Below are 12,855 nucleotides of genomic sequence, written 5' to 3'. Positions count from 1 at the left end.
GAAACAAAAAGGGCCGATATCAATACCGGCCCTTTTTTTGGTTACGGCATTACCGGCGGTAAATACGCCAGCGTCGTCCCCAGTGCCCACAACAACACTAGCACCAGTGGCGTGTGCACCAGCAACTGCACGAACGAGAAGCCGATCAGGTCCCGCGCCTTCAAGCCCAGTACGCCCAGCAACGGCAGCATGTAGAACGGGTTGATCAGGTTCGGCAAGGCTTCGGCGGCGTTGTAGATCTGTACCGCCCAGCCCAGGTGATAGTTCAGGTCATTGGCCACCTGCATCACGTACGGCGCTTCGATGATCCACTTGCCGCCGCCGGACGGAATGAAGAAGCCGAGGATCGCCGAGTACACGCCCATCAGCAGGGCATAGGTGTCGTGGGAGGCAATGCTGACGAAAAAGGTCGAGATGTGGTGCGCCAGGGTCTGCGCATCGGCGCCCTTGACCGTGGTCATCAGAGCGGCGATCGAGCCGTACAGCGGGAACTGGATCAACACGCCGGTGGTGGTCGGCACCGCGCGGGACACGGCGTCCAGAAAGCTGCGCGGACGCCAGTGCAGCAGCGCGCCGAGCATGATGAACAGGAAGTTGTAGGTGTTCAGCCCGGAAATCGCGCTGATGGCCGGCTTGGTCGAGAACTCGTGGAACAGCCAGCCACCAGCCAGCAGCACCAGCAGGATCATCAGCAGCGGGCTGTATTCCAGCCATTCGCCGGGACGGGTGCGCGGTTGCAGCGGCGGCAGGTTGAAACTCGGATCGACGCCGCAGGCCTTGGCATCACGCGCCGAGTTCGGACCAGGGGCCGTGGCGTAGGCAATGATCAGCGAGATGACGATCAAGGCCAGCAACATCACGCCGGACTGCCAGAGAAAGATCGTCTGAGTGAATGGAATCACCCCGGTGATCGACAGAATCGACGGCGGCAGGCTCGCCGGATTGGCCTGCAATTGTGCTGCCGACGACGACAGGCCCAAGGCCCACACCGCGCCAAGCCCCAGATAGGCGGCGGCACCGGCGGCGCGATAGTCCATTTTCAGATCGGTGCGGCGGGCGAGGGCGCGCACCAGCAAACCACCGAACACCAGGGACAGGCCCCAGTTCAGCAACGAGGCGACCATCGAGATCAGTGCGACCCAGGCCACCGCGGAGCGGCCGTTCTTCGGCAGTTTGGCCAGACGGTCAATCAACTTCACCGCCGGCGGCGAACTGGCGACCACATAACCGCCGATCACCACGAAGGCCATCTGCATGGTGAAGGGGATCAGGCTCCAGAAACCATCGCCGAACGCCATCGCGGCATCGGTGGGCTTGGCACCCATCGCCATGGTGGCCAACGCCACGACAATCACCGCCAGGGCAGCAAACACCCAGGAGTCGGGGAACCAACGTTCGGCAAAACTTGAGCAGCGCAGGGCAAAGCGGGCGGAGCGGCTATCTTCGATATCAGCGGCCACGGGGGGTACCTCGGATTTTTATGTTTGTTTTGGTCTTCGGGGCAGTAACCGCCCGTCTGGACAGACGCCAACATTAATTCAAACCGAGGTTTTTTGCGGGGCTGTTTCGTGGCCATGGGACTTTGGTCTAACGGGTTGTCCGCCGATGCGTTTGCGTAGACCATGGGCGCCTTGGTTTTTGCCTGTGCCAGAGTTCTTTTCATGACTGCCAACACCGATTCGCGCCCGGCGCCGTTCAGCCGCTCGGACTACAAGACCCTTGGGCTCGCCGCGCTCGGCGGGGCGCTGGAAATCTACGACTTCATCATTTTCGTGTTTTTCGCCCTGACCCTCAGCCAGCTGTTCTTCCCGCCGGAAATGCCCGATTGGCTGCGCCTGCTGCAAAGCTTCGGAATTTTCGCCACCGGTTACCTGGCGCGACCGCTGGGCGGCATCCTGATGGCGCACTTCGCCGACCGTCTGGGGCGCAAGAAGGTCTTCAGCCTGAGCATCCTGATGATGGCTTTGCCCTGCCTGCTTATAGGGATCATGCCGACCTACGCGCAAATCGGCTATTTCGCACCCTTGTTGCTGTTGGCACTGCGCATCCTCCAGGGCGCGGCGGTGGGCGGTGAGGTGCCCAGTGCCTGGGTATTCGTCGCCGAGCACGCACCCATCGCCCATCGCGGCTATGCCCTGGGTTTCTTGCAGGCGGGGCTGACCTTCGGTTATTTGATCGGCGCATTGACCGCGACCTTTCTGGCGCAGGCGTTCAGTCCAACGGAAATCCTCGATTACGCCTGGCGTTACCCCTTCCTGCTGGGCGGTGTGTTTGGGGTGATTGGCGTCTGGCTGCGTCGTTGGCTCAGCGAAACCCCGGTGTTCATGGCCATGCAGGCGCAACGCGAGGCGGCCGGCGAACTGCCGCTGCGCACGGTCTTGCGCGAGCATCGCCTGGCCATTTTGCCGGCGATGATTCTCACCTGCGTGCTGACTTCGGCCGTGGTGGTGTTCGTGGTCATCACCCCGACCATGATGCAGAAAACCTTTGGCATGACCGCCAGCTATACCTTCGCCTTGAGTGCACTGGGCATCGTGTTCCTGAACATCGGCTGCGTGCTCGCCGGGCTGCTGGTCGACCGCATCGGCGCCTGGCGCACGGTGATGCTCTATAGCCTGCTGCTGCCGCTGGGCATCGGCGTGCTGTATGCCTGCCTGATCATGGGCGGCGACTGGATCGGCCTGGCCTACGCCGTGGCAGGGCTGTCCTGTGGGGTGGTCGGCGCGGTGCCATCGGTCATGGTCGGCCTGTTCCCGGCGCGGATTCGCGTCTCGGGCATCTCGTTCACCTACAACATTGCCTACGCCGTATGGGCGAGTGTCACACCGCTGCTGTTGATCGGTCTGATGCCGTGGAGTCCATGGATCTGCGTGATGTTCAGTGCGGTGATGGGGGCGGTGGGCGTGGGCAGCGCGGCTTATTTCGGTGCGCGGATGCCGAGAATCGCAGGCTGTTCCACTGCTGGCGCGCATTGATTGTGCGCATCACAACTATTTTTGTAGGACAAACCTGAAACACGCTTAAGTAAATGTTTCCAAGGCCGATGGTTAGGCTGCATATCGCTTTCTACCCCTGTCCGTCGGTGCTTTCCCATGTTCAATAAACGCTTGAAGCAGGAGCTGTCAGCTCTTCGTGAAGAACTCTCCAGCCTCCAGCAAGTGAAGGAAAGCCTGGAAAGCGAGATGCTGGTGCTCACCCTCGATATGGACGGGCGGGTGCAATCGGTCAACCAGAACTTCCTTGGCGAAATGCACTACAAGAGCAACGAGCTGATTGGCCGGCATATCGAAGAGATCGTCCCGGATCACGTCAAACACGACGAATTCCAGCAACGTTTCAAAAACGCGCTGATTCGTGGTGAGCACTTCGCCGGCGCTGTGCGCCTGTTGCGCGGCACGGACCAGGAAGCCTGGTTGCGCTCGATCGTCCAACCCGTGCGCTCGACAGACGGCAAGATCAGGCATTTCTCGATTATCTCCAGTGATCTGACTCGCACCATCGAGGCCTCCCGCGAACACGAGAACCTTATCGGTGCGCTGGTGCGCTCCACGGCGGTGATCGAATTCGACCTCAATGGCAACGTGCTGACCGCCAACGACCGCTTCCTCGGTGGCATGGGTTACAGCCTGGCGCAGATCAAGGGCAAGCATCACCGCACCTTCTGCCTGCCGGAGGAGTACAACAGCGCCGAGTATCAGAACTTCTGGCGTCGTCTGAACGCGGGCGAGTACGTGGCCGACCGTTTCAAACGTGTCGACAGCCAAGGTCGTACGGTCTGGCTGGAGGCGTCCTACAACCCGGTGGCCGATGCCAACAACAAGCTGTACAAGGTGGTGAAGTTCGCCACGGTGATTACCGATCAAGTCAATCAGGAACAAGCCGTCGCCGAGGCCGCCAACATTGCCTACAGCACCTCGCAGCAAACCGACCAAAGCGCCCAGCGCGGAAACGCCGTTGTGACCCAGGCCGTGGACGTAATGCGTGACCTGGCCAGGCATATGCAAACCGCCGGTGATGGCATCGAAGCTCTGAACGAGCAATCGCTGGTGATCGGTACCATCGTCAAAACCATTAGCGGCATTGCCGAGCAGACCAACCTGCTGGCGCTCAACGCGGCCATCGAAGCGGCGCGTGCCGGCGAGCAGGGTCGGGGTTTCGCCGTGGTGGCGGATGAAGTCCGGCAACTGGCGTCGCGCACCAGCCAGGCTACCGACGAAATTGTCCTCGTGGTGCGGCAGAACCAGGACATGGCGCGCAACGCCGTGGCCCTGATGACCGACGGCAAGCTACAGGCCGAGCAGGGCCTGGCGCTGGCGGCGGAAGCGGGGACGGTGATTGTCGAGATCCAGGACGGCGCGCAGAAAGTGGTCAATGCGGTGGGGCAGTTTGCCAATCAGTTGGTGAGTTGAGTCCTGCGTTGTGCCCGCAGAATGAAAAGGTCGCCACTGGCGATCTTTCATTTCAGCGTTTTTATCCCGTTACAATCTGCTCTTTCCCCAGGAGCAGACATTCATGAGCGTTTCCCACCGCCGTCCGGTTCCCTTGTCCAAGGCCTATCGTCTGCTCAATCATGGCCCGACCGTGCTGGTCAGCGCAGCCCACGGTGGCCAGCGCAATATCATGGCGGCAGCCTGGGCCATGCCGCTGGATTTCGAACCACCGAAAATTGCCGTGGTGCTGGACAAGTCCACCTGGACTCGCCAGTTGCTGGAAGCCTCGGGCACTTTTGTGCTGAACGTTCCTTGCGCCGCCCAGGCCGACATTGTGCAAACCGTCGGTTCGACCTCCGGCCTGGAGTTGACCCGGGACCAGGGGCGCGACAAGTTCGAAACCTACGACTTGCAGACCTTCATTGGCGAATCGGTCGATGCGCCGATGCTCGAAGGCTGCGTGGCCTGGCTGGAATGTCGCCTGTTGCCGGAGCCGAACAATCACCAGCAGTACGATCTGTTCCTGGCCGAAGTGATTGCCGCCCAGGCTGACGAACGCGTGTTCAGCGAAGGGCGCTGGCACTTCGAAGGGCAAGATGCCTTGCGCACCTTGCACCACGTGGCGGGCGGGCACTTCCTGACCATTGGCGAGCCGGTGGACGGCAAGACCTTGCAGCCGTAAGGTTTCGACTATTCAAGTTGTAAGCACATTCACCAAGAGGCCGGGCGATGAAAAAACTGCGTGTAGGGATAATCTTTGGCGGCCGTTCGGCCGAGCATGAGGTGTCGTTGCAGTCGGCGAAAAACATCGTCGATGCGCTGGATCGTTCACGCTTCGAACCGGTGCTGATCGGCATCGACAAACAAGGCCACTGGCACCTCAACGACCCTTCCAACTTTTTGCTGAACCAGGAAAACCCGGCGCTGATCGCCCTCAACCAGTCCAACCGCGAACTGGCCGTGGTGCCGGGCAAGGCCAGTCAGCAACTGGTGGAAACCTCCAGCCAGGAAATGCTCGGTCACGTTGATGTGATCTTCCCGATTGTCCACGGCACCCTCGGAGAAGACGGTTGCCTGCAAGGTCTGCTGCGCATGGCCGATCTGCCGTTTGTCGGCTCCGATGTGCTCGGCTCGGCCGTGTGCATGGATAAGGACATCAGCAAGCGCCTGTTGCGCGATGCCGGCCTGGCCGTCACGCCGTTCGTGACGTTGACCCGCGCCACGGCGACCCGCACCGGGTTTGCCGAGGTTCAGTCCCGGCTCGGTTTGCCGCTGTTCGTCAAACCGGCAAACCAGGGCTCCTCCGTGGGCGTTAGCAAGGTCGCCGACGAGGCCGAATACACCGCAGCGGTGGAACTGGCCTTGAGTTTCGATACCAAGGTGTTGGTCGAATCCGCCGTCAGCGGCCGTGAGATTGAATGCGCGGTGCTCGGCAATGAAGACGCCATCGCCAGTGGTTGCGGCGAGATCGTGGTGCGCAGCGGGTTCTATTCCTACGACAGCAAATACATCGATGACACGGCTGCTGAAGTGGTGGTGCCGGCCAAAATCAGCGTCGAGGCCAGCGAGCGGATTCGCGCCCTGGCCGTCGAAGCGTTCCAGGTACTGGGCTGCTCCGGCCTGGCCCGTGTCGATGTGTTCCTGACCGACAGCGGCGAAGTGCTGATCAACGAAATCAACTCGCTGCCCGGCTTCACCCGCATCAGCATGTACCCGAAACTGTGGCAGGCCACCGGCATGACCTACAGCGAACTGGTGACGCGACTGATCGAGCTGGCGCTGGAAAAGCACCATGTTCGGCAGGGGTTGAAGATCAGTCGATAAGCGGAGTTCTGCATCGTCCGTATTATCGGTGGGTATGATTACAAGAGCCGACCCTGATCAAGCGTGTTTGACCGGTTTGATCAGGCTCTGGGCGGGTATCCCGAACAGCTCGTGCAGTTTCCATATCATCGGAAGCGTCAACGCTCGCTTGCCATTGAGTACTTCATAAACACGATTTGTGCGGCCGATGGCGGGCGCAAGATCGGCGGCGGACAACCCGGACTGCTCCATTCTGAACTTGATCGCATCGATAGGATTGGGTAAGTCGACCGGGAAGTGCTTCGACTCATACGACTCGATCAGCGTAATCATGATGTCAAAGTAATCTCCCTCGGGAGTGCCAATTTCTGGTTCATTCTCAAACAGTGCAGAGACACTCTTGAGAGCGGCGCGGTAATCCTCTTCGGTGTGAATCGGATGAATGTTCATGGGTTACTCCATTTCGACGTTATCAGCGTCGACCGTGTCGTACTGCTTGTGAGTGCCGACAAATTTTAGGTACGCGGCGCGGAAATTCTAACCAGGACTCAATTGTTTGTGGGTAGGAAAAAGCAGCGGGATCGAGGCGACCTGGATGCTTTACCAATAAAAAGGGCCTACCCACCGGTAAGCCCTTTCTCATTCCCGCGTACGACTCAATCCCCCAGCGCTTGCCCTTCACGCCGCGGATCGGCCCCGCCTGTCAGCGACGCTTTGCCTTGGGCGTCCTTGACCCGAACAATCGCCTGGGTCCCGCTGGTCATGTCGATCTCGCTCACGCTGTGCCCTTTGTCTTTCAGCGCTTGAATCAGCGTCGGGCTGAACTGTCCCTGTTCCAGTTCGGTCGGCCCGTTGCGGCTGCCGAAGTTGGGCAGGTTGATGGCGGCTTGGGCATCGAGGTTCCAGTCGAGCAGGCCGATGGTGGATTTGGCCACGTATTCGATGATTTGCGAGCCGCCGGGGGAGCCGACGGTGGCGAGGAATTCGCCGCTCTGGCGGTCGAAGATCAGGGTCGGGGCCATGGAGGAGCGCGGGCGTTTGCCGGGTTCGACGCGATTGGCGACTTTTTGCCCGTTTTCCTCGGGGATGAACGAGAAGTCGGTCATCTCGTTGTTGAGCATGAAACCCTGAACCATGATGTGCGAGCCGAACGCTGACTCGATGGTGGTGGTCATCGACACGGCACCGCCTGCGTCATCGACGGCCACCACTTGCGAGGTGGAAATCCGCAGCGGCGAACGGTCCGGCGCATAGGCCACCCGGATGCCCGGTGGGGTGCCGGGTTTGGCCGTGCCCATGCTGCGTTCGCCAATCAGGGCTGCGCGGCTGGCGAGGTAGGTCGGGTCGACCAGGCCCTTGACCGGCACGGGCACGAAGTCGGTATCGGCGACGTACTGAGCGCGGTCGGCGTAGGCCAGGCGTTCGGCTTCAGAGATCAGGTGTACGGCTTGCGGGGCGGGTTCGATGCCGGCCGGGGTCGTGGTCTTGACAGGTTTCAGCGGTGCCAGCGCCAGACGCTTGTCGCGAGTCTCAAGGGCTTGCAACGTGCCGAGGATCTGCGCCACGGCGATTCCCCCCGACGATGGCGGCGGCATGCCGCAGACTTGCCAGTGCTTGTAGTCGGTGCACAGCGGCGCGCGCTCCTTGGCCTGGTAGTTGGCGAGATCGGTCAGGGACAGGCTGCCGGGGTTGGCGTGGCCTTGCACTTTGGCCGCGATTTCCTCGGCGACCGGGCCTTTGTACAGGGCATCCGGGCCTTCATGGGCGATGCGTTTGAACACGGCGGCCAATGCCGGGTTCTTCAGGTTTGTACCGATGGCTTTCGGGCTGCCATCGGCATTGCGAAAGTAAGCCATCATTTCCGCTGAGCGTGGCATGGACGAATCCGCGGCGATCAACTGGTGCAGGCGTGGCGAAATGGCGAAGCCTTGCTCGGCGAGCTGGATGGCCGGTTCAAACAGCTGCGCCCAGGGCAGGCGTCCGTGTTTTTGATGGGCCAGCTCCAGGGCGCGCAATACGCCGGGCGTGCCCACCGAGCGGCCGCCAATCTGCGCCTGGGTGAACGCCATCGGCTGTCCGTTGGCTTGCAGGAAAAGCTTCTCGGTGGCGCCGGCCGGGGCGGTTTCACGCCCGTCGTAGGTGCGCACGGCCTTGCCATCCCAGAGTACGATCAATGCGCCGCCACCGATGCCCGAAGACTGTGGCTCGACCAGCGTCAACACCGCTTGCATCGCAATCGCGGCATCGATGGCCGAGCCACCCCGGCGCAACATCGCCCGCCCGGCTTCGGCCGCCAGCGGGTTGGCCGCCGCGGCCATGTATTTCTCGGCGTGTTGAGTTTGCAGGTGGGTGCGGAAACCGGAAGCGCTTTCCGGTGCGAGTGGCAGCGTCGGCACCGAAGCGTTGTTGCACGCGGTAAGGGTCAAGGCGCTGGCGAGCAGAGCCAGGGCGGGCAGGCGATAGCGGCGCAATGAAAAGGTTGAGAACACGTGGGGTACTCCGTCCGTTGGATCTACGATCAGCCGACTTTATCGGCCGACCGGGAGGGAAGCAAACCGGGGCCTGCGGCACCGATGTTTTTGTCCTTCATCAATGGCGGGATTTTCTGTAGGGTCGTGGCCAACAGGCAGGCCGGAAAATCAACAAGAGGCAGATATGCAAACCGAGTTCCCCACCCAGTCCAGCTATCGCTCCCAGCGTGAACAGTTCCGGGCCGCAGCCACCACGGCAGGCGCAACGCTGACGGAGTATCCACACCCGCTCAAAGGGCCGCTCGGCGAGCCTCTGAGTACCGATGTGGCGGTGCTGGGTGATCCGGGCGCCAAGCGGCTGCTGATCGCGTTGAGCGGCACTCACGGGGTCGAAGGCTTCTATGGCTCGGGCTGCCAGATCAAATGGCTGCAGGAGTTGGGCAAGCGCTCCCTGCCGGCGGAGGTCGCCGTGGTCATGATCCATGCCATCAACCCCTGGGGCATGGCGTGGTTGCGCCGGGTCAATGAAGACAACATCGACCTGAACCGCAATCACCTGGATTTCCAGCGCCCGCTGCCGGACAACCAGGCCTACAACGCCTTGCATGAAATCTATGCCTGCCCGCAGTTGCACGGTCCGCAGCGTGATCGTGCCGATGCCTTGCTCGACGAGCAGATTCGCCTGCACGGCTGGCCGGCAGTCATGTCGATTGTCGAGGGCGGTCAGCATGCTCATCCCGACGGCCTGTTTTTCGGCGGGCTGGCGCCGAGCTGGTCGAACCTCACGCTGCACAGGATCGTGCAAACGCACGTGGCCCATGCCGAGGTCGCCATGTGTTTCGACTTGCACACGGGCGCTGGCGAGTACGGTCATCCGATGTTGTTGACCATCACCGAGTCTGCCTACCCGGCGCTCGCGGACGCGCAGGCGATTTATGGCCCGTGGCTCTACAGCCTGCAAACCGGTGCCGACACCCTGAGCGAAACCGGCGTGGCGGCAACGGCCACCGGCTACACCTCGCAGGCATTGATCGATGCGCTGCCGCAGGTGCGGCTGATGCCGTTTGTCATTGAGTGCGGGACTTATCCGGGGCCGGAGGTTCACCGTCATCTGCGCGATGATCACTGGCTGCATCTGCACGGCAACCCGAATGACGCAACAGGGCGCGGGATCAAGCTGAATCTGCTTGAGCAGTTCTATCCCGCCGACAGCGATTGGCAGGCGATGGTCTGGTTACGGACGTGGCAGATCTGGGAGCGGGCGTTGTCTGCATTGCCGACGGTGTAGGTGTAGGAGCGAGCTTGCTCGCGATGGACTCAAGAGCGCCGCGTTTAACCTGTAAACACGCGTTATCGTTAACGACCATCGCGAGCAAGCTCGTTCCTACAGGCATAAAAAAACGGCCTACCTTGCGGTAAGCCGTTTTTAGTACTTGGTGGCTACACAGGGACTTGAACCCCGGACCCCAGCATTATGAATGCTATGCTCTAACCAACTGAGCTATGTAGCCAAGTGGCGCGCATTATTCACCGGTAACGAGGATGCGTCAAGCACAAATCTAAAATATTTCTCTGCGCTTTCAACCGTTTATCAATTCTTTAGCAAATTCGAGCCTTCCGAGCAGCGGTGAAGGGCAGCGCTGGAACCAGCGGCTGGCCTGTTCGTATGCGTGGGCCAATTGCAGGATAGCGAAGTCGGCCTGGTCGAAAGCGGGCAGGGCATTGCGCTGGCTAACGAAGTGCTGGTGCGCGAAGAACTCCATAGCGGCAAGCTGGTGCGGGTGGTGGGCGCGCAAGTGAAGCTGGAAAGCCATCGGGTGCTGACGCCGTCCGCCGAGCTCTCGGCGGACGTGACGTGGTTTATCGACTGGCTCAAGAGCGAACTGGAGCAGGACTTCCCGGAGGCGGTGATCCGCGCCTGAGAAGTCCTGACGGACTCAACTCAAACGGAAACGCCCGGTGTTGTCGCTGAGGGCCTTGCTGCCGTGGCTCAGGGTGTCCGCGGCCTGGTTCACTGCGCGGGCTCCTTCGAGCAAGCGCACCGCCGCTTGATCGACCTGCTGGATATTGCCGCTGACTTCATCGGCGGTACTGGCCTGTTCCTCCACCGCCGTGGCGATTTGCGCCAGGGTATCGGTGACGCTCTGCACCGCGCTGGCGATTTCCCCAAGCCGTTCACCGAGACCGGTGACCGCTTGTGCATCGGACTCTGCCTGACTGCACGCGACTTGCATCAGGCTGACGGCCTCATTCACGGTGTTGCGCAGGCTGTCGACCGTGCCGGCAATCTGTGCGGTCGACGATTGCGTGCGTTGCGACAGGCTGCGCACCTCATCGGCGACCACCGCAAAGCCACGCCCTTGCTCGCCCGCTCGAGCTGCCTCAATGGCGGCGTTGAGTGCCAACAGGTTGGTCTGCTCGGCGACGCCGCGAATGGTGTCGACCACCAGTTGAATCTGCTGCCCTTGTTCACTGACCCGGCCCAGCGCCGCAGCGGTCTCGTTCAGGCGTTGATTGAGTTGCTGGATGCTCGCGGTGGTGCGCTGGCTGTCACGGCTGCTGTCGGCGGCAATGCGCCGGGTGTGCTGGGCGCTGCCGGACGCCTGTTCGCAACTGTGGGCCACCCCTTGTGAGGTGGCGGCCAGTTGCGTCGCCGCCGCGGCAATCTGGCTGATCTGCAACTGCTGGGCTTCGACTTCGCCCAGGGCGTCGCTGGAGTGATGGTTGAGGGCTTTTACCGCGTTGCTCAGTTGCAGGGTTTCGTGATCCACCCCTTGCAGGCTGGTGCGCAGTTGCACCACGGCGACGTTCAGCGCGGTACTGATGACTGCCAGCTCGTCCCGGCCTTGAACCGGCACTTGCAGGCTCAGATTGCCGTCGCGCAAGGCCTCGGCCAGCACCGTGATGCCGCTGGCGCTACGGCGGATCGAGGCCTGTAAACAGATGAACAGATACAGGGCGGCCAGCAACAGGCAACCCAACACGGCGGCCACCACAATGAACTGGCGGATCGCTGAGTCGTGGTAGTAATCCAGGCGTTGATCCAGCGACACCAGCGACTGCTGGCGCAACGAGGCGAGGTCGGAGAGCAGGGCATCGAGACTGCGTTCGAAGTCCTCCGGCTTGAGGTTGATGCTACCGCCGAACACGCCGTCATCCAGCACCTTCAGGCCTGCATCGAGGCGCTTGAGGCTGGCATGGTATTGCCCGGCCCAGGTTTGCAGGGCGCTGGGCAGACGCGCTTCGAGCAGGCCTGCGGTTTTCACCAGCTGCTCGCGCGCATCGCCGATGCGGCTGCGCAAGTCGCGCAGTTGCAGACGGCTTTGCAGGGTGAACTGCCCGGACACTACCGACGCCTGACCCACCGCCGCGAGCCGACCGACCCGTTCGATCAGGTCTGGCGCATGCTGGGTGGAGATCTGCGTCAGCAAGTAGGTTTCCAGCCACGGCGCCAGCGTCAGGCGATTGTCCATGGCGATCTGCTCGCGCAAGGCTTGCAGGGTGCTCAAGGCGTTGGTGAAGCGATCATAGCCGTCCGGCCACCAGCCGACATTGCTCAGGCTTTTTGAGTCGAGGCCACCGAGGGCGGTTTGCAGGGCCTGGTAGCGCGTCAGGGTTTCGCCCTCGACGTTTTCTTTTTGCAGGGCATTGCCCAGTTCGGCAGTGGCCTGGCTGACGGCGGGTTGAACCGCATCGAAGGCGGCCATCGCGGCGAGTGTGGCCGGCGTTGGCTGGCGATTGGTTTCCGTGGCGCGCCATCGGGCGGCGCGATCGCGCTGGGCGGCGAGCAGGTCATCCAGCGCATCGAGCGCAAGCAGTTGCCGCACCCCGGCGCGTTCGCCGGCGATCAGGTTGAGTTTGTCGCGATAGTCCTGGCCGATCATCCACAGGCTGCCGGCCAGCGGCAGGATAAACAGCAGAAACAACAGCTGGAATTTACGTGCGAAGCCAAAACGCCCCAGCAGCCCGATCCCCGGTGATAAAAAAGCCTGCATGCCCCAAGACTCCTCTGGACACCACGCACTCTTGGCGTGCGTCGGAGGTTGTCGCCCCCCCGACTCGTGCCCTCTAAAAAGGCCTCGAAAGTTCACCCTTGTCCGCTCTGTAGGCCGACTCTGTAGCGAAACTTCCCATTGTCGGTCTCCTTTGTA

At 61.6% G+C, this 12,855-nt stretch carries 9 protein-coding genes, 1 tRNA gene and 3 pseudogenes; 7 read left to right on the top strand and 6 right to left on the bottom strand.

Features of this window, described 5'->3' with window-relative positions:
* Positions 1–41: 41 nt before the first annotated feature.
* Positions 42–1,460 carry a short-chain fatty acid transporter gene (locus tag AC3ITA_RS24420; RefSeq protein ID WP_489278574.1) on the bottom strand — a complete coding sequence of 473 codons (1,419 nt, stop codon included), beginning with the start codon at positions 1,458–1,460 and terminating at the stop codon, positions 42–44.
* 201 nt (positions 1,461–1,661) lie between these two features.
* Here AC3ITA_RS24420 and AC3ITA_RS24415 point away from each other — a divergent pair, with 201 nt between their 5' ends.
* The 5 genes and pseudogenes from AC3ITA_RS24415 to ddlA all read left to right on the top strand — a co-directional run bounded on the left by AC3ITA_RS24415 (position 1,662) and on the right by ddlA (position 6,254).
* Positions 1,662–2,975: an MFS transporter gene (locus AC3ITA_RS24415; RefSeq protein WP_489278572.1), complete on the top strand. Its 1,314-nt coding sequence runs from the start codon at positions 1,662–1,664 to the stop codon at positions 2,973–2,975.
* Positions 2,976–3,092: 117 nt separating this feature from the next.
* Positions 3,093–3,821: pseudogene (locus tag AC3ITA_RS24410) on the top strand (PAS domain-containing protein); the annotation flags it as partial.
* On the top strand, positions 3,801–4,409 hold the full coding sequence (locus AC3ITA_RS24405) for a methyl-accepting chemotaxis protein (RefSeq protein WP_263597164.1): 609 nt from the start codon (positions 3,801–3,803) through the stop codon (positions 4,407–4,409). The pseudogene AC3ITA_RS24410 and the gene AC3ITA_RS24405, both read left to right, overlap by 21 nt.
* Before the next feature lie 103 nt (positions 4,410–4,512).
* Entirely contained in the window at positions 4,513–5,112 is a 600-nt protein-coding gene (locus AC3ITA_RS24400) for a flavin reductase family protein (RefSeq protein WP_489278571.1), read from the top strand.
* 47 nt (positions 5,113–5,159) lie between these two features.
* Positions 5,160–6,254, top strand: a complete 1,095-nt coding sequence (ddlA, locus tag AC3ITA_RS24395; protein ID WP_414928605.1) for a D-alanine--D-alanine ligase — start codon at positions 5,160–5,162, stop codon at positions 6,252–6,254.
* Between the two features lie 57 nt (positions 6,255–6,311).
* Here ddlA and AC3ITA_RS24390 read toward each other — a convergent pair whose 3' ends face one another.
* Together AC3ITA_RS24390 and ggt are read right to left on the bottom strand one after the other, a co-directional pair.
* Complete coding sequence (locus AC3ITA_RS24390; RefSeq protein WP_095945264.1) at positions 6,312–6,683, bottom strand: helix-turn-helix domain-containing protein; 372 nt, start codon at positions 6,681–6,683, stop codon at positions 6,312–6,314.
* A 206-nt stretch (positions 6,684–6,889) separates the two neighbouring features.
* Positions 6,890–8,722 carry a gamma-glutamyltransferase gene (gene ggt / locus AC3ITA_RS24385; RefSeq protein WP_414928606.1) on the bottom strand — a complete coding sequence of 611 codons (1,833 nt, stop codon included), beginning with the start codon at positions 8,720–8,722 and terminating at the stop codon, positions 6,890–6,892.
* 166 nt (positions 8,723–8,888) lie between these two features.
* Between ggt and AC3ITA_RS24380 the strand changes: the two genes are divergently transcribed.
* A complete protein-coding gene (locus tag AC3ITA_RS24380) occupies positions 8,889–9,992 on the top strand; it encodes a DUF2817 domain-containing protein (protein ID WP_150672439.1) in 1,104 nt (367 codons plus the stop codon).
* A gap of 146 nt (positions 9,993–10,138) precedes the next feature.
* Here AC3ITA_RS24380 and AC3ITA_RS24375 read toward each other — a convergent pair.
* A tRNA-Met gene (locus AC3ITA_RS24375) sits at positions 10,139–10,215 on the bottom strand.
* 69 nt (positions 10,216–10,284) lie between these two features.
* Positions 10,285–10,407: pseudogene (locus AC3ITA_RS24370) on the bottom strand (hypothetical protein); the annotation flags it as partial.
* Between AC3ITA_RS24370 and AC3ITA_RS24365 the strand changes: the two are divergent.
* Positions 10,408–10,626, top strand: a pseudogene (locus tag AC3ITA_RS24365) (LysR substrate-binding domain-containing protein); the annotation flags it as partial. It lies immediately after the preceding pseudogene.
* Between the two features lie 15 nt (positions 10,627–10,641).
* Here AC3ITA_RS24365 and AC3ITA_RS24360 read toward each other — a convergent pair.
* Entirely contained in the window at positions 10,642–12,699 is a 2,058-nt protein-coding gene (locus AC3ITA_RS24360; protein ID WP_489278569.1) for a methyl-accepting chemotaxis protein, read from the bottom strand.
* Positions 12,700–12,855: the final 156 nt, after the last annotated feature.

This window comes from Pseudomonas sp. GL_090 (genome assembly GCF_057837765.1).
Note: the sequence above shows the minus strand (reverse complement) of the source record. Positions and strands in the feature narration are given on the sequence as shown.